At 50.7% G+C, this 22,184-nt stretch carries 22 protein-coding genes and 1 tRNA gene; 22 read left to right on the top strand and 1 reads right to left on the bottom strand.

The window, feature by feature from the left end:
* Window positions 1-161: 161 nt before the first annotated feature.
* A tRNA-Ser gene (locus tag ACRQU7_RS10435) sits at window positions 162-247 on the bottom strand.
* A 191-nt stretch (window positions 248-438) separates the two neighbouring features.
* Between ACRQU7_RS10435 and asnS the strand changes: the two genes are divergently transcribed.
* The 22 genes from asnS (at window position 439) to hpf (ending at window position 22,067) form a co-directional block, all read left to right on the top strand.
* Window positions 439-1,833: an asparagine--tRNA ligase gene (gene asnS, locus ACRQU7_RS10430; protein WP_444640671.1), complete on the top strand. Its 1,395-nt coding sequence runs from the start codon at window positions 439-441 to the stop codon at window positions 1,831-1,833.
* A gap of 51 nt (window positions 1,834-1,884) precedes the next feature.
* The gene (locus ACRQU7_RS10425) at window positions 1,885-2,277 is read left to right on the top strand and encodes a bacteriohemerythrin (protein ID WP_141825310.1); all 393 of its coding nucleotides are present in this window, start codon (window positions 1,885-1,887) and stop codon (window positions 2,275-2,277) included.
* 187 nt (window positions 2,278-2,464) lie between these two features.
* Window positions 2,465-3,745: an aminotransferase class I/II-fold pyridoxal phosphate-dependent enzyme gene (locus tag ACRQU7_RS10420; protein ID WP_444640669.1), complete on the top strand. Its 1,281-nt coding sequence runs from the start codon at window positions 2,465-2,467 to the stop codon at window positions 3,743-3,745.
* A gap of 148 nt (window positions 3,746-3,893) precedes the next feature.
* Window positions 3,894-5,303 (top strand): preprotein translocase subunit SecD, encoded by a 1,410-nt coding sequence (locus tag ACRQU7_RS10415; protein WP_444640667.1) that lies wholly within the window; start codon window positions 3,894-3,896, stop codon window positions 5,301-5,303.
* On the top strand, window positions 5,300-6,256 hold the full coding sequence (secF, locus tag ACRQU7_RS10410) for a protein translocase subunit SecF (protein WP_444640665.1): 957 nt from the start codon (window positions 5,300-5,302) through the stop codon (window positions 6,254-6,256). Before ACRQU7_RS10415 ends, secF begins: the two co-directional genes overlap by 4 nt.
* Window positions 6,257-6,463: 207 nt before the next feature.
* On the top strand, window positions 6,464-8,551 hold the full coding sequence (gene recJ / locus ACRQU7_RS10405; RefSeq protein ID WP_141825307.1) for a single-stranded-DNA-specific exonuclease RecJ: 2,088 nt from the start codon (window positions 6,464-6,466) through the stop codon (window positions 8,549-8,551).
* Window positions 8,526-10,703 carry a RelA/SpoT family protein gene (locus ACRQU7_RS10400; protein WP_444640662.1) on the top strand — a complete coding sequence of 726 codons (2,178 nt, stop codon included), beginning with the start codon at window positions 8,526-8,528 and terminating at the stop codon, window positions 10,701-10,703. Before recJ ends, ACRQU7_RS10400 begins: the two co-directional genes overlap by 26 nt.
* A gap of 61 nt (window positions 10,704-10,764) precedes the next feature.
* The gene (locus ACRQU7_RS10395) at window positions 10,765-11,400 is read left to right on the top strand and encodes an MBL fold metallo-hydrolase (RefSeq protein WP_038324303.1); all 636 of its coding nucleotides are present in this window, start codon (window positions 10,765-10,767) and stop codon (window positions 11,398-11,400) included.
* A complete protein-coding gene (gene hemZ / locus ACRQU7_RS10390) occupies window positions 11,397-12,893 on the top strand; it encodes a coproporphyrinogen dehydrogenase HemZ (protein WP_444640659.1) in 1,497 nt (498 codons plus the stop codon). Before ACRQU7_RS10395 ends, hemZ begins: the two co-directional genes overlap by 4 nt.
* Window positions 12,856-13,800: a uridine kinase family protein gene (locus ACRQU7_RS10385; RefSeq protein ID WP_444640657.1), complete on the top strand. Its 945-nt coding sequence runs from the start codon at window positions 12,856-12,858 to the stop codon at window positions 13,798-13,800. The genes hemZ and ACRQU7_RS10385 overlap by 38 nt, the downstream gene beginning before the upstream one ends.
* A gap of 74 nt (window positions 13,801-13,874) precedes the next feature.
* Entirely contained in the window at window positions 13,875-14,240 is a 366-nt protein-coding gene (locus ACRQU7_RS10380; RefSeq protein WP_081928281.1) for a zinc-ribbon domain-containing protein, read from the top strand.
* A gap of 204 nt (window positions 14,241-14,444) precedes the next feature.
* The gene (locus ACRQU7_RS10375) at window positions 14,445-16,208 is read left to right on the top strand and encodes a putative polysaccharide biosynthesis protein (RefSeq protein ID WP_444640654.1); all 1,764 of its coding nucleotides are present in this window, start codon (window positions 14,445-14,447) and stop codon (window positions 16,206-16,208) included.
* Window positions 16,209-16,255: 47 nt separating this feature from the next.
* Window positions 16,256-17,047, top strand: coding sequence for a nucleoside triphosphate pyrophosphohydrolase (gene mazG / locus ACRQU7_RS10370; protein ID WP_444640652.1), 792 nt, complete (start codon window positions 16,256-16,258; stop codon window positions 17,045-17,047).
* A 54-nt stretch (window positions 17,048-17,101) separates the two neighbouring features.
* A complete protein-coding gene (locus tag ACRQU7_RS10365; protein WP_038324296.1) occupies window positions 17,102-17,377 on the top strand; it encodes an HU family DNA-binding protein in 276 nt (91 codons plus the stop codon).
* A gap of 78 nt (window positions 17,378-17,455) precedes the next feature.
* Window positions 17,456-17,716 carry an RNA-binding S4 domain-containing protein gene (locus ACRQU7_RS10360; protein ID WP_444640649.1) on the top strand — a complete coding sequence of 87 codons (261 nt, stop codon included), beginning with the start codon at window positions 17,456-17,458 and terminating at the stop codon, window positions 17,714-17,716.
* Between the two features lie 58 nt (window positions 17,717-17,774).
* Window positions 17,775-18,053 (top strand): sporulation protein YabP, encoded by a 279-nt coding sequence (gene yabP, locus ACRQU7_RS10355; RefSeq protein ID WP_444640647.1) that lies wholly within the window; start codon window positions 17,775-17,777, stop codon window positions 18,051-18,053.
* A 14-nt stretch (window positions 18,054-18,067) separates the two neighbouring features.
* The gene (yabQ, locus tag ACRQU7_RS10350; protein WP_444640645.1) at window positions 18,068-18,604 is read left to right on the top strand and encodes a spore cortex biosynthesis protein YabQ; all 537 of its coding nucleotides are present in this window, start codon (window positions 18,068-18,070) and stop codon (window positions 18,602-18,604) included.
* A gap of 3 nt (window positions 18,605-18,607) precedes the next feature.
* A complete protein-coding gene (locus ACRQU7_RS10345; protein WP_038324291.1) occupies window positions 18,608-18,910 on the top strand; it encodes an FtsB family cell division protein in 303 nt (100 codons plus the stop codon).
* 33 nt (window positions 18,911-18,943) lie between these two features.
* The gene (locus ACRQU7_RS10340; protein WP_038324290.1) at window positions 18,944-19,387 is read left to right on the top strand and encodes a S1 RNA-binding domain-containing protein; all 444 of its coding nucleotides are present in this window, start codon (window positions 18,944-18,946) and stop codon (window positions 19,385-19,387) included.
* Window positions 19,388-19,433: 46 nt separating this feature from the next.
* Window positions 19,434-20,588 (top strand): amidohydrolase, encoded by a 1,155-nt coding sequence (locus ACRQU7_RS10335; protein WP_038324289.1) that lies wholly within the window; start codon window positions 19,434-19,436, stop codon window positions 20,586-20,588.
* Between the two features lie 10 nt (window positions 20,589-20,598).
* Window positions 20,599-21,441, top strand: coding sequence for a fumarate hydratase (locus tag ACRQU7_RS10330; protein WP_444640642.1), 843 nt, complete (start codon window positions 20,599-20,601; stop codon window positions 21,439-21,441).
* 89 nt (window positions 21,442-21,530) lie between these two features.
* Entirely contained in the window at window positions 21,531-22,067 is a 537-nt protein-coding gene (gene hpf, locus ACRQU7_RS10325; protein WP_141825296.1) for a ribosome hibernation-promoting factor, HPF/YfiA family, read from the top strand.
* Window positions 22,068-22,184: the final 117 nt, after the last annotated feature.

Below are 22,184 nucleotides of genomic sequence, written 5' to 3'. Positions count from 1 at the left end.
TGCTACAGCATTTCCAGCTGATTCTGCAACAAGGTTGCGTTCCTTCCCCGCTGAAGGGGGGAGGAACGCGTTTTTTTCGTAAACTGAAATGGAATTGCTGTAAGATGTTTTTTTATCCTTATTCATGAAAAAGAGCACCCGCAAATGCGGATGCTCTTTCTTGGCGGAGAGGATGCGACTCGAACGCACAATGCCTTGCGGCACACCACATTTCCAATGTGGCTCCTTACCATTAGAATACCTCTCCAAGTGGCAATTAAGTTGCTCTCACATCAGGCAACTCTGATATTATATCGAATGTTCCGGGAAAAATCAACCCCTAATTTGCAGATATTTGAAGTTTTGCGGAAATTCCTGCGTTTTTGGTATTGCACAGAGTAGCTTCGTGTTATAATATAAGAATAATTCATAAGTTGCTAATATTTAGGAGGTATCAGCTTGAAAAGGACTGAAATAGCCGAATTATATTCCAAAACGGCGGAACTCGGCGGGAAAACCGTCATGGTTTGCGGCTGGGTACGCACGATCCGGGATTCCAAAGCGCTTGGTTTTATTGAACTGAATGACGGAAGCTGCTTTAAGGGAGTCCAGATTGTATTTGAATCCGATAAAATTTCTAATTTTACAGAGATTGCAAAGCTGAATGTGGGTTCGGCTCTTACGGTGTCGGGCGAACTGCTTTTAACGCCCGAAGCGAAGCAGCCTTTTGAAATCCATGCCGCGCAGGTGGAGGTGGACGGCCAGTCCACGCCGGATTATCCCCTTCAGAAAAAACGCCATTCTCTGGAATATCTGCGTACGATCGCCCATCTGCGCCCGCGCACCAATACGTTCAGCGCGGCGTTCCGCATCCGTTCCGCCGCCGCGTTTGCGATTCATAAATTTTTCAATGAAAATGATTTTGTCTATGTTCATACTCCGCTGATTACCGGCAGCGACTGTGAGGGAGCGGGAGAGATGTTCACCGTGACCACGCTGGACGCGGACAACCCTCCCAGGACGGAAAGCGGTGCGGTGGACTATGCACAGGACTTTTTCCAGAAGCATACTTCGCTGACGGTTTCGGGGCAGCTTGAAGCCGAGTGCATGGCCATGGCTTTTGGAAAGGTATACACCTTCGGCCCGACCTTCCGTGCGGAAAAATCCTATACCCAGCGTCACGCGGCGGAATTCTGGATGATAGAGCCGGAAATTGCGTTCGCCGACCTGCAGGACGACATGGAGCTGGCGGAAGCGATGATTAAATTCGTCATCGGATATGTTATGGAGACCTGTCCGGACGATATCGCGTTCTTTAATCAGTTTATCGACAAGGGCCTTGTGGACCGTCTGCAGAATGTCGTCGATTCCGATTTTGCCCGCGTGACCTATACCGAGGCGGTTGAGCTTCTAAAGAAAAACAACGACCAGTTTGAATATAAAGTGGAGTGGGGAACCGACCTTCAGACCGAGCACGAGAAATATCTGACGGAAAAGGTTTACGGAAAGCCGGTTTTTGTGACCGATTATCCGAAAGAAATCAAAGCATTCTATATGCGTCTGAACGACGACGGCAAAACGGTGGCGGCGGTAGACCTGCTGGTGCCGGGAATCGGTGAAATTATCGGCGGCAGCCAGCGCGAGGAGCGCATGGACGTTTTGCAGCAGCGCATGAAGGATTTCCATCTGGATGAGGAAAATTACTGGTGGTACCTCGACCTGAGGCGCTACGGCGGCACAAAGCACGCCGGTTACGGCCTTGGCTTTGAGCGTCTGGTCATGTATCTGACAGGAATCGCCAATATCCGCGACGTGCTGCCTTTCCCGCGCACGACCGGCACGGCGGAATTTTAATAAGGAAATTTTTTGGGATTTGATATAGGAAACAGAAAGGATGTGTCTTTTATGGCAATGTGGAAAGAAAGCCTGAAAATCGGCGTGCCTTTGATCGACGGGGAACACAAGGAGCTATGCGACCGGATCGACCAGCTCTTTGCCGCCTGCAATCAGGGCAAGGGCAAGGAAGAAATTTTCAAAACGCTGGAGTTTCTGGAGGGCTATACCATCAAGCATTTTTCGGACGAGGAAAAGCTGCAGAGAAGCAGCGCCTATCCGAAGTACAAAGAGCATAAGGAACTGCATGAGTATTTTAAGAAACAGATTGCCGATCTGAAAAACGATCTTTCAAAAGAAGGCGCTTCCATCGCGCTGGTATCCAAAACCAATTATTTTCTGATGAACTGGCTTCTGAATCATATCCAGAAGGTGGACATTGAGCTTGCGCAGTATTTGAAGTGATTTCCATCGAGACCCTTTTGGGCAGCTTCTTAAATGTAATACATAGAAATGGGTTCTTAGGATTCTAATTTCATGAAGATTGATGAAAGTGCAGGAATTTTATTTTAAACTTGCATTTCACCGCGGCATATATTAGAATAATAGGAGTTTACATATGTATTTTGCATATTATGATAGGGAGATGCTCATGTTGCAATTTTTATCCATGTCAGATTCCGAGCTGTCAAAAGTGAAAACAGACTTACAGAACCGCTACGACCAGTTTAAAGCCCAGGGCCTTAAACTGAATATGGCGCGTGGAAAACCGGCGACGGATCAGCTGAATCTTTCCATGAAAATGCTGGATACTCTGAATTCAGGTTCCGATATGCATTCTTCAACCGGAGACGACTGCCGCAATTATGGTCTGCCGGACGGCCTGCCGGAACTGAGGGAGCTGTTCGCGGAAATGATGGGCGTGGACGATCACAATATCATCGTCGGCGGAAATTCCAGCCTGAACATGATGTTTGACGCGATATCCTGTGCCATGACGCATGGCTTTGCAGGCTGCGAGCCGTGGGGCAGACAGGGTCCTGTTAAATTTCTGTGCCCTTCGCCCGGCTATGACAGGCATTTTGCCATCACCGAATATTTCGGCTTTGAGCTGATTGCCGTGCCGATGCTTGCCACCGGCCCGGACATGGATGTGGTAGAGAAGCTGATCGCGGACGATGCGGCGATCAAGGGAATCTGGTGCGTGCCGAAATATTCCAACCCCACGGGCATTACCTATTCCGATGAAACGGTCCGGCGGTTTGCGGCCCTGAAGCCGGCGGCAAAGGATTTCAAAATCTTCTGGGATAACGCCTACTGTGTTCATGACCTGACAGATACTCCGGACACCCTGCTGAACCTTTGGCACGAATGCCGGAAATATAACAATATCGATTTGCCTATCTTCTTTTCTTCCACCAGCAAGATCACCTTCCCGGGTGCGGGTATCGCGGCCATGGGGGCAAGCGAGAGCAACCTCGCCGTCCTGAGGGAGCATTATTCCTTCCAGACGATCGGGCCGGATAAGCTGAATCAGCTCCGCCACATTTATTTCCTCAAGGATATGGACGGCGTGATGAAGCACATGGCAAAGCACCGTGCTCTGCTGGAACCGAAATTCCATACGGTGATCTCCAGCCTGGAATCGGAGCTGGGAGGCAAGGGGGTTGCCGAATGGACCAACCCGAACGGCGGTTACTTTGTCAGCGTGGATGTTCTGGACGGCTGCGCAAAGCGCGTGGTTTCGCTCTGCAAGGAGGCCGGAGTCACTCTTACGGGCGCGGGCGCGACGTATCCGTACGGCAAGGATCCGAACGACAGGAATATCCGGGTTGCGCCGACTTACCCGCCCGTGGCGGAACTGGAACAGGCGATGGAATTGTTCTGTATCTGTGTTCAGCTGGCGGCGGCGGAAAAGCTGTTGAGCAAATAGGGGAAGGGGAGCGCTGCTCCCTTTCTTTTTTTGACTGTATCCGTTAATAATCTTGCCAAATCGATTGACTTTTTGGGGCAATAACAATATAATAAACTTTGTTACGTCTGCGAGGATTCACAGAACACCAAAATTGGAGGATTTACGAATGAAGCGAGTAGCAAAACCAGTTTTTTTCATCGTCGCCCTCCTCATACTGTTTTTAACTTATACCGCTACTTTTGGTATTAAGGGACAAAACGGGGATAATTCGAACACCTACATAAAGGGTGTAAGCGACATTAGATGGGGAATTGACATCAACGGCGGCGTCGAGGCTACGTTCAGCCCCGCAACTTCGACTAAGGCAACCAAGGAACAAATTGATTCCGCCAAATCCATTATTGAAGTTCGTATGACCAGCAAACACATTACCGATTATGAGTTGTATACGGACTACGATCATGACCGGATTATTGTCCGCTTCCCGTGGAAGAACGGCGAAACCACTTTTGACCCGGAAAGCGCAATCCAGGAGCTTTCCGCAACAGCGTTGCTTACCTTCCGCGAGGGCGGCGAGTACACGACGACGGAAACAGACGCCGATGGACAACCCGTCTATAAAACCCCGAAGGGAACTACCGCAGACGCCATCATCCTGCAGGGCAGCGACATTAAGAGCGCCAAAGCAGAGATGTCTCAGGACCAGACAAGCGGTACCTCCAAGTACATGGTCGGCCTTGAACTGAACGACAGCGGAACCGAAAAATTCGCGGAAGCGACCGAGCGCCTGCAGGGAAAAGTCATTTCCATCTGGATGGACGATGTGATGATTTCCAGCCCGACGGTCAACGCGGTCATTACGGACGGTAAATGCTCTATTGAGGGCAATTTTACCGCTGCGGAAGCATCCGCCCTGGCAAACAAGATCACTGCCGGTGCGCTTCCCTTTAAGCTTACCACTACAAACTTCAGCACGATCAGCCCTCTGCTGGGAGCTTCTTCCCTGCACGCCATGCTGATTGCCGGCTGCATTGCATTCGCTATCATTTGTATCTTTATGCTTTTCGTTTTCAGACTTCCCGGTTTTGTCGCGATTATTGCGCTGCTTGGCCAGATCGCGCTTTCCTTTGCGGCTGTTTCCGGTTACTTCCCGTTTGTAAACAGCTTTACCATGACCCTGCCAGGTATTGCCGGTATTATCCTTTCCATCGGCATGGGCGTGGACGCAAATATTATTACCGCATCCAGAATCAAAGAGGAACTGTGGGCGGGCAAAACGCTTGACGGTGCGATCCAGAAGGGTGACGATAACAGCTTCTGGGCGATTTTCGACGGCAATATCACCGTTATTATCGTTGCTCTGATCCTGATGGGCGTTTTCGGACCGACGAACATTCTTTCCATGATCTTTGGCCCGTCGACCACCGGTTCCATTTATTCCTTCGGTTATACTCTGCTCATTGGTATTGTCGGCAACTTCGTGTTCGGCGTAACGGCGACCCGCCTGATGACAAAGTCCCTTTCCGGGTTTAAGTTCGCACGCAGCAAATGGTTATATGGAGGTGCCGCAAAATGAAAACCTTTCACATCAAATTTTTTGAAAACAGGAAAATCTTTTTCGGCATTTCCATCGGAATCATGGCCATCGGTCTGATTTTCAATATCATTTTCGGCACCCAGCTCGACATTCAGTTTACCGGCGGCGCGGTCATCAAATATTCCTACACCGGAAAGATTGTACAGGAGGATGTAGAGAAGATTGTTCAGGATACCACGCAAAAGGATGTTACCGTTCGTATTCTTGAGAACGTGAAATCCGCCGACGGCTCGGAAGCCAAAAACAATGTTTCCATTTCCTTTGCGGGAACGGATTCCATTTCCATTGACAACCAGCAGGCAATTGCCAAAGCGCTTACGGCGAAGTACCCGAACGCGGCTTTCCAGGTTGTCGAATCAAGCTCCATCAACCCGTCCATGGGACGTAACTTCTTTGCAAAATGTATCGCGGCGATTGCGATTGCCTTCCTGCTTCTGATTTTTTATGTCGCGCTCAGATTTAAGAAAATCGGCGGTATGTCCGCAGGCGTTATGGCGATTATCGCCCTTCTGCATGATATCGCGATGGTTTACTTTACCTTTATTATCTTCAGAATGCCGCTCAACGACAGCTTTATTGCGGTTGTTCTGACCATTTTGGGATATTCTCTGAACGATACCATCATCATTTACGACCGTATCAGAGAAAACCGCAGGCTGCTTGGACCGAAGACTCCGTATTCGGTTCTGGTCAATACCAGCATCAATCAGACCTTTACCCGTTCCCTCTATACCGCCGGATGCACCTTTTCCTCCATTGCGACGGTGTATATTGTCGGCGCTGTTTACGGCCTGAGCAGTGTAACGACGTTCGCCCTGCCGATGATGGTCGGTATTGTTACCGGCTGCTATTCCTCCGTCTGCGTTGCCGGTCCGATGTACGTCATGTGGCAGAACCACAAGGCTGCAAAAAGGGCGCAGGCAAACGCTTAAGGCTTTTACGCGGGTGAAAACCGTTATTTGAATCCATGCCACCGGTCTGTCCGGCTGACCCGTTTCTGTGGTCGCCGGCAGTCATCGGTGGCTTTTTGTTATTATGCATGGGGAACCGTGGCCGCTTCGATGTGATAGGATGCAGATAAATATTGAATATTTTTTATCAAAATGATACAATAAGAAATTATGGGGCAGGTGTAGTGCGTGAGTATAAAAAAGTGGCAGGTCTTTCCTTGTGATGGCCGATCTGCGCAAAAAATATCGAATGAAACAGGAATCCCCGAACTCCTGGCGGTTTTGCTGCAGGCACGGGGAATCACAGAGCCGGAGCACATCCGGGAGCTGTTTCAGTCCGAACTGACTTTTTCCGATCCGTTTCTGATGGCCGATATGCGTCAGGCGGCTGACCGTGTTTTAAGCGCTGTGGACGGATTTGAAAAAATAGCGGTTTACGGGGATTACGACGCCGACGGGGTTACCTCTACCGCAATGCTGTATTCCTATCTGGAATCCTGCGGAGCAAATGTGCTGTATTATATTCCGGAGCGTGAAGGGGAAGGCTACGGCCTCAACAGGAACGCGATCAAAACACTGCATGAGCAGCAGGTCAGCCTGATTGTTACGGTGGATAACGGAATATCGTCGATCGAAGAAGTCGATTATGCCAACAGTCTTTCCATGGACGTTGTAATTACGGATCATCACCGGCCGCGCGCGGAGCTGCCGCGTGCCTGTGCCGTTGTGGACCCTTACCGAAGCGACTGCAAAAGTCTTTATAAAGATTTTTCCGGAGTCGGCGTCGCTTTTAAGCTGATTATGGCTCTGGAAGGGGAAGACTGTGATATAACGGCTCTTCTCGATAATTACGCCGATCTCGTCGCGATCGGGACGATCGGTGATATCGTTCCGCTGACGGGAGAAAACCGCAGCTTTGTCAAAGCGGGGCTCAGGATGATTTCCCGCACCGACCGGCTCGGCCTTCGCTCTTTGCTGGAGCAGGCGGGGATGGAAGGGCGGAAACTGACGTCCGGAAATATTGCCTTTACCATTGTGCCGCGTATCAACGCGACGGGGCGGATCGGTTCCCCCGACAGGGCGGTCCGTCTGCTGTTAACCGAGTATCCGGACGAAGCGGGAGAACTTTCCTGCGATATCAATGACGAAAATGAATACCGGCGCCAAATTGAGAGAGAAATATATGAGAAAGCACTGCAGCAGTTAAAGGAACAGCCGCAGCGGCTTTACGACCGTGTTTTGGTTATCGAGGGCGAAAACTGGCACCACGGCGTCATCGGAATTGTTTCTTCCAGAATTACCGAGCAGTTTGGAAAACCGAGTATTATCATTTCCTATTCGGGTGAAGAAGCCAAGGGTTCCGGCAGAAGCATTGAGGGATTTTCCCTTTTTGAAGCGGTGCGTTCCTGCGACAGGCTGCTTACCCGCTACGGCGGGCACCCGATGGCGGCCGGTCTGACGCTGCCGACGGAAAACATCGCCGCGTTCCGCAAAACGATCAATGCTTACGCCGCTTCCGGCCCAATGCCGGTTCCCGTTTTAAAAATCGACTGCCTTTTAAAACCGAAGCAGCTGACGCTGGACATTCCCGAATACGTACAGGCACTGGAACCGTTCGGGATGGGAAATCCGTCGCCGCTCTTTGGTTTGTATCATATGACATTGTCCGACATCACGCCGGTCGGCGGGGGAAAGCATCTGCGCGTAACTGTGACGCAGGGTACCGCCGCTGTACGCTGCATGAAATTCGGCACCACGCTGGAGCAGTTCCCGTATTCTACCGGCGATCTGCTCGACCTTGCGGTCACGCTGGAAGCGCGGGAGTACAACGGAAAAAATACGCTTTCCATCTATATCAAAGACCTGAAACGCTCCGATGTGGATTTGGACGAAGTCATTGCCGGGCTTGCGCTTTATGAGAAATCCAAAAGAGAAGAACCTTTGTCGCAGGAAGAGCTTTCCGGTCTGATACCGGACCGGAACGAATTTGCCGCCGTTTACCGCGCGGTGCGTGCGGGGAACGGCTTTCGCGGGGAAGCGGAAAGCCTTTTGGCGAAAACCGGCTCCGCGCAGATCGGTTTTGCAAAGCTTCTGACGGCACTGGACGTTCTTGCTGAGCATCATCTGATTACGCTGGAGAAATCCGGCAATATCTGTACGGTAGAAATAGTACATACGGAAAAGAAAGTGGACTTGTTCCGCTCCAACATACTGAATCATTTATATTCTCTGGGAAAGGAGGGTGAACCCTATGGCGTGGCCGCTAATGACGTATGACCGTTTGGTCGCTTTAATCAAGGAAAGTGAACATGAATATGACATGGATGTGATAGACCGCGCCTATCAGCTCGCGGTAAAATCCCATGAGGAACAGAAGCGCCTTTCCGGCGCGCCCTATATTTCCCATCCTGTCGCGGTTGCGTGCATTCTTGTGGAACTGGGTATGGACACCGAATCCGTTGCCGCCGGCCTTCTGCACGATGTCGTGGAGGATACGCCGGTCAATTTGGAGCAGCTGAAAAAGAGCTTTGGGGCGGAAATTGCCAACCTGACGGACGGCGTAACAAAACTCGGCCGTATTCCGTATTCTTCCCGGGAGGAACAGCAGGCGGAGAACCTGCGCAAAATGCTGATCGCCATGGCGGAGGATATCCGGGTCATCATTATTAAGCTGGCCGACCGCCTGCACAATATGCGCACCATTGAATTCATGCCGCCGCAGAAGCAGCGCGACAAGGCGCTGGAAAACATGGAGGTTTACGCCCCGATTGCGCACCGTCTGGGCATCCGGGCCGTGAAAGAGGAGCTGGAAGACCTTTCCCTCCGATGTCTGGACCCCGTGGCCTATGAGGAGATTGAAAGCAGTCTTGAGCTGCGGAGCAATGAGCGGAAAGCCTTTATTGAACGGACTAAAAAGTGTATTTTTGAACGCGTGTCGCCGCTGATTCCCAACGTTTATCTGGAAGGAAGAGTCAAGAGCATTAACGGGATTTTCCGGAAGACGTTTATTCAGGGACGCTCCATGGATGAAATATACGATATCTACGCCGTACGCGTCATCGTTGATACGGTAAACGACTGTTATAACGTTTTGGGCGTTATTCACGACATGTACCGCCCGATTCCGAACCGATTTAAGGATTATATCTCCACCCCGAAGCCGAATTTATACCAATCCCTGCATACAACGGTGATCGGGAAGGACGGAATCCCGTTCGAGGTGCAGATCAGAACGTGGGAAATGCACCATACCGCGGAATACGGAATCGCGGCTCACTGGAAATATAAGCTCGGTCTTGGCGGGAAGAGCGGCGATTCGCTGGAACAGCGTCTTGCCTGGATCCGCCAGATGCTGGACAGCCAGAAGGACAGCGGGGACGCGACCGATCTGGTGCGCACCATCAAATCGGATCTGGCCCCAGAGGAGGTCTTTGTCTTTACGCCGAGAGGCGATGTCATTAACCTGCCGTCCGGCTCCACTGTGATCGACTTTGCCTATGCCATTCACAGCGCCGTCGGCAACCGGATGATCGGCGCCAAGGTGGACAAGCGGATTGTACCGATTGATTACAAAGTAAAAACCGGTCAGATCATTGAAGTCCTGACCTCCAAAGAGACCCGCGGGCCCAGCCGTGACTGGCTGAAAATCGTCAAAACAAGCGAGGCCCGCAATAAAATACGCGCATGGTTTAAACGTGAGAAGCGCGATGAGAATATCGTTGAGGGAAAAGCGGAGCTGGAACGCGAGTTCAGAAGGAACGGCATTGAAATGAGCGAGTCCGAGCTTGCGGCCCTGCTGGAAAAAATCGGCGCAAAGCAGAACTGCGTCACGGCGGACGACGTATACTCCGCCATCGGCTACGGCGGAATCCAGCTTTGGAAGATCATGCCCAAAATTAAAGAAGACTATATGAAGGACAAGCGTCCGCCTGTGGCTGTGCCTGCACAGCCCCCTGCCAAGCAGACGCCGAAGAAGCCCGTGGGTGGCGTTACAGTCGACGGGATGGACAACTGCCTGATTAAGTTTTCGCGCTGCTGCAACCCCCTGCCCGGGGACGACATCATCGGCTTTATTACCCGGGGCTTCGGCGTTTCCATCCATAAGCGCACCTGTTCCAACGTTCCGCAGAATCTGCAAGACGCGCCAGAACCGGAAAGATGGATCAAGGCGCACTGGACGGGTGAAGTCAAGGAAGAATTTAAATCCACGCTGGAAATTGTGGCGAACGACCGCTCCGGCCTGCTTGCCGACGTGACCCAGCAGCTTTTCAATATGCACATCTTTATCCATTCGCTCAATTCCAGAGAAACAAAGGACGGCAGCGCCGTGATCTCCGCTACCATCACCATCAACGGCCTCGAGCACCTGAACAGCATCATTAACCGCCTCAATAATATTGAGGGGATTATTTCCATCAAGCGTTCCTGAGAGCTGACCGAATGGCCGAACTGTCGGCAATTATGAAGATACAGGAGGACTTGGACCAGATATGAAAGTAACTAGAATCACCGGCGGGCCGCTGCCCACCAACTGCTATATTCTGACAGATGACGAAACCGGTCTGTCGGCGGTAATCGATCCGGGTTTTGAGGACCCGAGACTGACGGAGGCGGTTCTGGCCGCGGGCAAGGAGAATGTCAAAGCCATTTTGTTAACTCACGGGCATTTTGATCATATTATGGGGGTAAGTTCTTTAAAACGGCTGACGGATGCTAAAATCTATATCTATTCCGACGATATGCTGTTTACTTCAGACAATTCCCTGAACTTGTCCACCATGGTCGCTCCGCTGGGGGCGGAGCCCTTTACGGCGGACGTCTCGCTGAACGACGGCGATAGGATAGAGCTTGGCAGCCTGAAAATCCGTGTGATGCATACGCCCGGACATACGATCGGCAGCTGCTGCTATCTTGTGGGGGACGCCATTTTTACAGGCGATACGCTGATGAAATGCAGCTGCGGCAGAACGGATTTCCCGACCGGGAGCTACCCGCAGATGATGGATTCCCTGAAAAAGCTCGAGAATCTTGAGGGGGACTATCATGTTTACCCGGGGCACGAATGGGAAACGACACTGGAATACGAGAGAAAAAACAATCCGTATATGGGGAACGGCGTCTTATGATCCTGATGATCGACGGACACTCGTTCCATTACGAAATGGAAAATCTCTGCCGCGTCTTTTTTCCTTATCAAAAAATCAAAGTGGTTTCCGAATTGCCCGCTGACGAGCAGGACGACTGCTTTGTTTACACCGGGCTGAAAGCATTTCCGGAAGCGTTGAGGATTTCCGTGCGTGTGAAGCTCGGCTCCTACGAAGGAGAAGACTCGGATATGCTTGCTTTAACGGAAAGCGTTCAGCAGAAGGACAGCGAGCGCCGTATGGCGGTTATGCTGTTCCGCCTTCTGACACGGTTCTGCGGCTTTACTCCGAAGTGGGGCATCCTGACGGGAGTCAGGCCGGTAAAGCTGCTGCGCCGCCTGATTGCCGAAAAAGGGGAACAGGAAGGGCTGGATTATTTTCGGAACGAGCTTCTTGTGTCCGGCACCAAAACGGAATTAAGCCTTCTGACCATGCGCGGTGAAGAAAAGATTCTGGCACAGTCCGGGCCGGAATCCTTCAGCCTGTATGTTTCCATTCCTTTCTGCCCGACACGCTGTTCTTACTGCTCCTTTGTTTCGTCGTCGGTGGAAAAAACGGCAAAGCTGATTCCGCAGTATCTGACCCTTCTTTGCGAAGAAATCCGACATACCGCGAAAGTAGCCGCCGGCCTGAAGCTGCGGCTGGAGTCCGTTTACATCGGCGGGGGAACACCCACGACCCTGTCCTCGCAGCAGATGGATGTCCTTCTGACCGCCATCCGCGACAGCTTTGACCTGTCGGCCTGTCGTGAGTTCACCGTGGAAGCGGGCAGGCCGGACACCATAGACGGCGATAAGCTGGACGTAATGAAGAGGCGCGGGGTTACGCGCATCAGCATCAATCCGCAGACGCTGAACGACGAAGTGCTCAAAGCGATCGGCCGCCGCCATACGACCGCGCAGACCCTTTCGGCTTTCGCGCTGGCGCGTGAACACGGCTTCGGCAATATCAATATGGATCTGATTGCGGGACTGCCGCAGGACACGGTGGAGAGCTTTATGTCCACTTTGGATGAAGTGATCCGCCTTGCCCCGGAAAGCGTTACGGTCCACACGCTTGCCCTGAAGCGTTCGGCCAGGATTTTTCAGGAGGGAAGCGAGCCCTTTGTAAGCGGCGCCCAGGCGTCGGAAATGCTGGATTACGCCGACAGCCGGCTGCTTTCGCACGGGTATCTGCCGTATTACCTTTACCGGCAGAGCCGGATGGTGGGCAATCTGGAAAATACCGGATGGGCGAAGCCCGGCTTTGAAAGCCCGTACAATGTTGTGATTATGGATGAGTCCCAGACGATCCTCGCCTGCGGCGCGGGTGCCGCCAGCAAAATCAAGGACCCGTACTCGGACGGACTTACCCGCATTTTCAACTTTAAATATCCCTATGAATATATCAATCGCTTTGAGGAAATGATTATTAGAAAAGATCAGGTGAAAACTGTTTATGAGCAATTTTGTAGAGTATCAGAACGAGCTCAGTAAGATCAATGCCGTGGCATCCGCGCAGCCGGAAGCTTTTGTTATGCGGACAGAAGAGGCCTATCACCAGAGCATCCGAAAGATAGCCAGAACCATTGCCGGACAAAAGCGAAACTGCAGGCTGATTATGCTTTCCGGCCCGTCCAGCAGCGGAAAAACAACCACCTCGAATCTTTTGAAAAACGCATTTCAGTCGATCGGAATCGGTTCCACCATCATCTCTCTGGATGATTTTTACCGCGGGGAGAGGCAGGCTCCGGTGCTTGCCAACGGGCAGCACGATTATGAGTCCGTGGACGCGCTGGATGTTCCCGATATTGAAAGATGCCTTCTTTCCCTGATCGAGAACCGCCACTGCACGATGCCGGTTTTCAATTTTGAAATCCACATGCCGTATCCGCACAGGCGTCATGTGTCTTTGCGGGAGCACGACATCGCCATAGTGGAAGGAATCCACGCGTTGAATCCGGTTTTTATCGATAAGCTGCCCCAGGAGGACGTATGTAAAATCTATATTAGTGTGAAGCAGGGGATTCACGAAGGGAACAGACAGCTGTTTGACGCGAATGAAATGAGGCTGGTGCGAAGGATTGTAAGGGATTACAATTTCCGGGGCGCTAAGCCGGTGCGGACGCTGGAAATGTGGCCGACGGTGATGGATGGGGAGAGGAAATACATTAAACCCTACCGCAGCGGCGCCGATTATACCATCAATTCGCTGCATACCTATGAAACCTGTGTGCTGGCAAATCAGGCCATCCCTCTTCTGAAAACCGTTTCACCCGATTGCGGGCAGTACCCTTTGACGGAGAAACTCGTCCAAAGCCTTGAGAAGTTTACTCCGATCAACAGTGAATTTGTTCCCCGGGATTCCATTATCCGCGAGTTCATCGGCGGTGGGATATATTGATGAATTTTATTGCAATTCCTCTGCCGTTGGAATATAATTTCAGTAAGAAAACCTAATAAAAGGAGTGTGCTATTATGGGACTGTTTGAAGATGTCGTTGTCAACGCGAAGTCCGCGGTGAATGTTGTCGGCAAAAAAGCAGGTCAGTTTGTTGATGTCTCTAAGCTTAGAATAAACGCTGCCGATCTGAACAATGAAATTTCAAAGCGCTTTGAATCGCTTGGCAGGACGGTTTATGAAGCCAAAAAGACCGATAACGACTCGTCTGACCTTGTCAGTGAATGCATTACCGCAATAGATGATTTATATGAGCAGCTTGACGCTGTCAATGAGCAGCTGGTCGCCATGCGCGCCAGAATGGTTTGCAAGAACTGCGGTGAGGAAAATCCGCAGAACGCGGATTACTGCAGTAAATGCGGCCATAAGCTTTCGGATGACTGAGATCGTTCGGCATTTATTAAAGAGAGGGGCGTAGCACCCCTCTTTTTCAATGTCTGGAATAATGTTCATAATATTTTAACTTATTTAGTATACTATTTACCATGAGATGATGTGTGCAACAGAAGTTCCTCTTTCCGTGGGAAAGGGGCGTTTGTTGTTTACGGATAGAAAATCATGTGATTACTTTGGAATGGATGTGTCGCAATGGAAAACAAAAGGACCGCGGCCGTTGGCAAGCAGAGCTTTTTACACGGCGCTTTAATCCTGATGGTAGCGATTGCCCTGGTAAAGATTATCGGAGCGCTGTTTAAAATTCCGCTCGCCTGGATACTGACACCCGTTGGTAACGGCTATTTTGGAAATGCGTATTCTCTGTATTTTCCGATTTTCAGCCTTGCCACGGCGGGTTTCCCGATCGCTATTTCCCGCCTTGTGTCGGAAAACTCTGCCCGAGGCCGGTACCGCGACATCCGACAGATCCATACGGTTTCCATAAAGATATTCCTGTTTCTCGGCATTGTCGCTTTTTCCATTATGTTTTTCGGGGCGAAGCCCTATGTTTCCTACGCGGTCGGAAACAACCCGCAAAACGCCCTTCCCGCGATTTACGCCCTTGCTCCGGCGATCCTCTTCAACAGCCTGATGGCGATCTACCGGGGATACTATGAGGGCCTTCGCAACATGTATCCCACCGCGATCTCCGAAATCGTGGAAGCGCTGTGCAAGCTGATTTTCGGCCTTGCCATTGCGTCGATGATTATTCAGTCCGGGTTGAAGGAATTCGCGGCGAGCGGTACGGTTTACGGCGTGAAAATGGCTTCGGCGGAATATGCGAAGATCGCCACGCTCCCTTACGCGGCCGCGGGGGCGATTTTCGGCGTTACCATCGGCTCCGTTTTCGGTTTCCTCTATCTTTTTATTTACCACAAAAGGCACAGCGACGGAATCACGAAAGAGATGCTTCGCGCGTCCCCCCGCCCGCTGCCCATGAAATATACGACCGTCCGCCTGATTAAAACGGCCATCCCGATTGCGCTGGGTTCGCTTGCGGTCAATCTTTCCACCTTTATCGACAGTACGTTCCTGCAGAAGCGCATCAATGATATCATGTCCGAGCATTCCCAGGTGTTGATCGGCATGTACGCGAACGTGATGCCGGACTCCGTCGTCAAGCTCAACAATGTACCTACTTTTCTGTTTGGCTGCTTCTCCAACGCCTCGACCCTGTTTATGCTGGTGCCCGCCATTACGCAGGCGTTCGGCGTCAGCGCTCTTCCGAACGTCACGGAAGCCTGGACGGGCGGAAATCCGAAAAAAATTAAGCGAAGCATTGAATCGGTTCTTCGAATTGTGGCAATGCTAACCATACCGGCAGGATTGGGGCTCTCCGTACTCTCCACGCCGATCGCGACTTTGCTGTACGGTTCTCAGAACGCGCCCACGGTTATCGGCAGAATTCTGGTACTGCTGGGGCTTGGCGCGATCTTCGCTGCGATGAGCACGCCGATCAACAGCATGCTTCAGGCGGTGGGCCGGGTGGATCTGCCTGTAAAGCTGCTGGCCGTCGGTCTGGCAATTAAGCTGGTTTTAAACTACACGCTGGTCGGGATTCCCGAAATCAACGTGATGGGCGCGGGGACCGGAACTCTGGTGTGCTATATTTTTATTATGATTTTTGCCCTGTTCTTCCTTTGCCGGGAAGCAAAGATCACAATCAATTTCGTGAGCATATTCCTGAAGCCTCTGCTGGCCTCCATCATCTGCGTATCGGCCGCGTTTTTCATTCAGAAGGCGGGTGCGATGCTCGGACTGGGAAAGATCGCGACCCTGCTGGCCATCGCCGCTGCGGGAGTAATTTATGTCATCTGCATGCTGTGGTTTAAGGCTCTGAATGCAAACGATATGCTTATGCTTCCAAAAGGACAAAAAATTGTGAAAATACTTGAAAAACATAATTGGATAAGGTAAAATGATAGCAGTTTATCCGATACTTTCTTTCACAGGAGATATTTGTTTTGGATTTTCAGTTCAAGGAAAAATACAGCATGCAGGATTTGCTGGATATCATGGCAATTCTCCGTTCTCCGGGGGGCTGTCCGTGGGACAAAGAACAGACACATCAAAGTATCCGAAATTGTTTTATTGAAGAGACTTATGAGGTCGTCGAGGCAATTGACAATGAGGATACGGAGCTTTTAAAGGAAGAGTTGGGCGACGTCCTTCTTCAGGTGTTGTTTCATTCTCAGCTTGAAAAGGAAACCGGCCGTTTTGATTTTTCAGATGTGGTGGACGGGATTGCCCAAAAGATGATTATCCGTCATCCCCATGTTTTTGGCAGCACGGTCGTCAACAGTTCCGACGAGGTTCTTGTCAACTGGGACGCGATCAAAAAGGAAACCAAAAATCAGGCAACCCAGACGGAAGTTCTGCAAAGCGTCTCGAAAGCCTTGCCCGCTTTGATGCGAAGCGCCAAGGTGCAGCATAAGGCCGCGAAGGTCGGGTTTGACTGGCCCGATATTTCCGGCGCGCTTGATAAGGTTGCGGAAGAAACCTGTGAATTAAGGGAAGCGATAGACCATGGAAGCTGGGAAGACCGCGTGGAAGAATTGGGCGACCTTTTATTTTCTGTCGTGAATGTTTCGCGGTTTTTAAAAGTGGAGCCTGAGCAGGCCTTAAGCTTTTCCTGTGATAAATTTATCTCGCGCTTTCAGAAAATGGAACAGCTTGCAAATGAACGCGGGGCCGATATGTCTTCTTTGTCGCTGGAACAGCTTGATTCTCTTTGGAATGAAGCTAAGACAAATTAATCATTCTCAGCTTTCTGCTGTTGAATAATAATAAAAAAACGGAGGTCAAATATTATGAACAAAACAGAATTAATTGCTGCTGTTGCTGAAAAGGCAGGTATGTCCAAAAAAGATGCCGATAATGCTGTCAATGCAATGATTGACACAATCGTTAAAGCTGTTTCCGAAGATGAGAAAGTCCAGATTGTTGGTTTTGGTACGTTTGAAGTACGTAGCCGCAGTGAGAGACAGGGCCGCGACCCGAGAACAAATTCTCCCATTACTATTCCCGCTTCCAAAGTCCCTGCTTTTAAGGCGGGCAAAGCATTTAAGGACGCTACAGCTAAATAAAATAAAACGGTTCTCATAAAAGGCTGTAACAGACTATGACGTTACAGCCTTTTATTTATGTTCAGAAAGGGTTGTACTATGCGATTGGACAAATATCTGAAAATATCCCGTATCATTAAACGCCGCACGATCGCGAATGAAGCCTGCGACGCTGGCCGGGTGCTTGTGAACGGAAAATCGGCCAGAGCCTCCTACGACGTAAAGGTGGACGATATTCTGGAGCTGCAGCTCGGTTCGCGCAGCGTAAAGGCGCAGGTGCTCAGCGTAAACGAATACGCGAAAAAGGAAGAGGCCGCGGAAATGTACCGCGTTCTGTCGGACGGACCCGCGAACCTTTAAGTATATGTCCTTCCATTTATGCATACAAATTGGTATGAATGAATAGGAGGGTCTTGAAATGGCTGAAGAAAAAAAGTCTGTAAAAGTACCGCACAGCCTGATCCTTGAAAACCGTCGCGCGCTGACTGCCACCGGCGTTTCCAATGTTGACAGCTTTGACGAACAGACCATTGTCGCTTACACCGACCTTGGCCAGCTGATTATTAAGGGGACAAAGCTGCAGATCAATAAATTGAATATTGAAACCGGCGAACTGACCTTGACCGGCGATATCAGCGCCATGTCCTATGTTGAAAATCAGCTTTCAGGCGGCTTGTTCTCGAGGCTGTTTAAATAGGGGAGTGAGGTTATTTGAATTTATCTCTCACTGCCCAGTTACAGGGGTTTGTCATTGCCATTGTTGCCGGTGTATTCCTGGGCGCGTATTATGATATTTTCCGCATCTTTCGCACCGTATTTCAGTCGGAGCGCCGCGCCGTGTTTTTTCAGGACCTGTTCTATATGGTCACGGCGGCGTTTGTTACCTTCCTGCTTGCCCTGGGCGTCAATTACGGAGAAGTAAGGTTTTATATTCTGGCGGGGGAAGGAATCGGCTGGTGCCTGTATTATTTGACGGTAGGCACGGTAACCTACCGTGTGTTCCGTTTGATAGCGAGAATCGTCCGAAAGTTCATTATTGTTCCTATTAAGAAATTACTTGCTAAAATATCTCATTTGCTTCTCTCTGTTCTGAAGAAAATTGGTAAGAATACAAAAATAGTCGCGTCAAATCTGAAAAAATGCTTGAAACATCACCGTGAAATAGTGTATAATCATTTCAAAGCAAAGCCTGAACGGAAAAAGAAAAAGAAGCGGAAAAAGACAGCAAAGCTTAGGAGGCGCCGCTGAGTTATGAAGGTTATCAAGAAAAAAAAGCAAAAGGGCAGTTTTTTGCTGCGTACGGCTATCTTTGCTTTTGCAATCTATACGATTGTTGCGCTTGTTAATCAACAGGTTCAGATCAGTCAGAAACGCCAGGAACTTGCGGCCGTTAAGCAGAAGATCGTTATTCAGCAGGTAAAAAATGAGGACATAAAACATGCTCTGAGCACAGGCGCAAATGGTAACAGCGATTATATTGAACGCGTTGCGCGCGAAAGCCTGAATTTTGCCAAGCCGGGAGAACGTGTTTTTGTTAATATTGCAGGGAATTAATCGCTCTATTATTAAGGAGGAAATCACTTACATATGCAGCTTGAGGTAGGAACGATCCTGGAAGGAAAAGTTACGGGCATTACAAAATTCGGCGCTTTTGTAGAGCTGCCGGGCGGCAAAACCGGTATGGTGCACATTTCGGAAGTCGCACCCACCTTTGTTAAGGAAATACGCGACTTCGTGACTGAAAACCAAATGGTGAAGGTCAAGGTAATGAGCATCAGCGAAGACGGGAAAGTCAGCCTTTCCATGAAAAAGGCCATTCCACCCGCACCGCGAAGCAATGCTCCCGCTCCACGCGTATCCAGACCGGGAAGCTATGAGTGGCAGGGCAGGAGAAGCGAAGCGACAAGCTTTGAGGATATGATGTCCAAGTTCAAGCAGACAAGTGATGAAAAGATGTCGGATCTGAAAAGGTGTGTGGAGTCAAAGCGCGGTGGCTTTTCCAAGCACGGCGGTTCCGGCCAGTCGAAATAATTTGAGCGGAGTGTACGCACTCCGCTTTTTTGTTGGAGGAAAAACAATGCTGATCATTCATGCGAAAATTTATACGATGGCGGGCAAAGTCATAGAAGACGGCTGGGTTCGCACAAAAGGCGATAAAATCGATTCTTTGGGCTCCGGCTCCGTACGGCCCGGACAGGATGAGGAGGTCCTCGACGTTCAGGGAGCGGGGGTTTATCCGGGCTTTGTGGACGCGCACACGCATCTCGGCATGTGGGAGGACGGCCTTACTTTTGAGGGGGACGACGGAAACGAGGAAACAGATCCCGTTACGCCGCAGCTGCGCGCCATTGACGCAATCAATCCCATCGACCGCTGCTTCAGCGAAGGCCTTGCCGCCGGTGTTACGACGGTTGTGACCGGTCCCGGCAGCGCCAACCCGGTCGGCGGCCAGCTCGCCGCGATCAAAACCTGCGGGGGCCGGATCGACGACATGCTTGTAAAAGCTCCTGTTGCCATTAAAATGGCGCTGGGGGAGAATCCAAAATCCGTATATCACGGTAAAAATCTTGCCCCCTCCACAAGGATGGCGACAGCCGCCCTGATTCGCGAGGAGCTTTTCAAGGCGCAGCGGTATCAGAAGGATCTGGAGCGCTCGGAGACCGACGAGGACTTTGACGCGCCCGAATTCGATATGAAGTCCGAAGCACTGCTTCCCGCTCTCAGGGGCGAAATAGAGGTGCATTTCCACGCGCACCGCGCCGACGATATTTTTACCGCCATCCGCATTGCCAAAGAATTTCACCTGAATTACGTGATTGTCCACGGTACGGAGGGGCACCTGATTGCGGATTCGCTGGCAAAGGACGGTGTACGGGTACTGGCCGGTCCCTTCCTTTGCGACCGCTCCAAACCGGAGCTGAAAAATTTAACGCCGCAAAATCCGGGAATTCTCGCAAATGCGGGAATCCTTATAGCGATTATCACCGATCATCCCGTCGTTCCGCTGCAGTATCTTCCGACCTGTGCGGCGCTTGCTGTGCGCGAGGGAATGCGCTATGAGGACGCTTTAAAGGCGATTACCATCAACCCGGCGAAAATCTGCGGAATTGACGGCAGGGTGGGTTCGATTGAACCCGGAAAAGATGCGGATATGGTCGTCTTTGACGGCAATCCGCTCGAAATGACTTCCAAACCGAACTATGTGATCGCCAACGGAAAAATCATTCAATGAGGGAATGCGTATGAGAGAGATTACTGTTTCACAGATTACCGAAGCGCTTAAAAAGCTTTTTATTGACGCGAATCGCGTTCTGCCGGAGGACCTTGAAAGCAGTATCGCCGCCGCCTCGCAGAAGGAAACGTCCCCGATTGGCAAGGCCGTTCTGTGCGATCTGTGCGAAAATATGAATGCCGCGCGGGAGCTCGAAATCCCCATCTGTCAGGACACGGGCATGGCTGTGGTTTTTGCCGAAATCGGGCAGGAGGTTCACCTGACCGGCGGCTCGTTTGAGGACGCCGTCAACGAAGGGGTGCGTCAGGGGTATCTCGAAGGCAGGCTGCGCTGTTCGGTGGCTGCGGACCCTATCCGCAGGGGAAATACGGGGGACAACACGCCCGCCGTCATCCATCTGCGCCTGGTTTCCGGGGACAAGCTTACGATTACCGCAGCTCCGAAAGGCTTCGGCAGCGAAAATATGAGCCGGATCAAAATGTTTACCCCGTCCGCGGGCGTGGATGAAATCATCGATTTTGTCGCGGAAACGGTTCGGGCCGCGGGAGGGAACCCGTGCCCGCCGGTTGTTTTGGGAGTGGGCATCGGCGGCGATTTTGAAAAATGTGCGCTGTTGGCAAAACAGGCCCTCTGCCGCCCGGTTTCACAGCGGAATTCCGACCCGTTTTACATCGATCTGGAGAAGCGGATGCTCGAAAGAGTCAATGAGCTGAACGTAGGCCCTCAGGGCTTTGGCGGGCTTACAACGGCTCTTGCGGTGAATATAGAGCAGTTTCCCACTCACATTGCCGGGCTGCCGGTAGCGGTCAACGTAGGCTGCCACGTGACCCGTCACAAGAAAATTACCATTTAAATTTCCGGACGCTTTTATTTGCCGTATGATTATGGTATATTATAGGTAGTCGATATTCTTTTTTAAGAATAGAAAAAGGAGATGTTCATATGAAGATTACTGTTACTGGCAGGAAGGTCAATCTGAGGGATAATTTTAAGGAGTTGGCTGCAAAAAAGCTGTCGCGCTTTGACAGGGTTTTCGATGATGACGCGCAGGCCAATGTGGTGGTAACGCTGGAAAGGAACCGCCAGACGGTCGAAATTACGATTAAATCGCGGGGAATGATTTATCGTGCGGAAGCAACGGACTTTGAGATGAACGACGCGTTGGACCAGGTGATCAGCGCGCTGGGCAGACAAATCCGTAAAAATAAGACAAGGCTTGAGAAAGAAATCCATTCTGCCGCACTTGACCAGTATGTACAGGATTATCTGCATACTGCCGAGGAGGACGACAGCGAATATAAGATCGTTCGTACCAAGCACTTTTTTGTAAAGCCTCTCAGCACGGAGGAAGCGATTCTTCAAATGAATCTGCTCGGTCACCAGTTCTTTATGTTCCGTGACGAGCAAAGCGGAGAAATCAATGTGGTTTATAAGCGCAAGGACGGGAATTATGGATTATTAGAGCCGGATACGGAATAATAGAATATTCGCACCCGCACTGTTTTGGTGATAAAGCACGGTGCCTGATAGAGAATAGTTTTCTATAACGATTGGGGCTGCGTACTGTCGCAGCCCCATATTTTAATTTTGGAGTGG

The organism is Caproiciproducens puteiluti (assembly GCF_052442865.1).
Classification (GTDB): domain Bacteria; phylum Bacillota; class Clostridia; order Oscillospirales; family Acutalibacteraceae; genus Caproiciproducens.
Note: the sequence above shows the minus strand (reverse complement) of the source record. Positions and strands in the feature narration are given on the sequence as shown.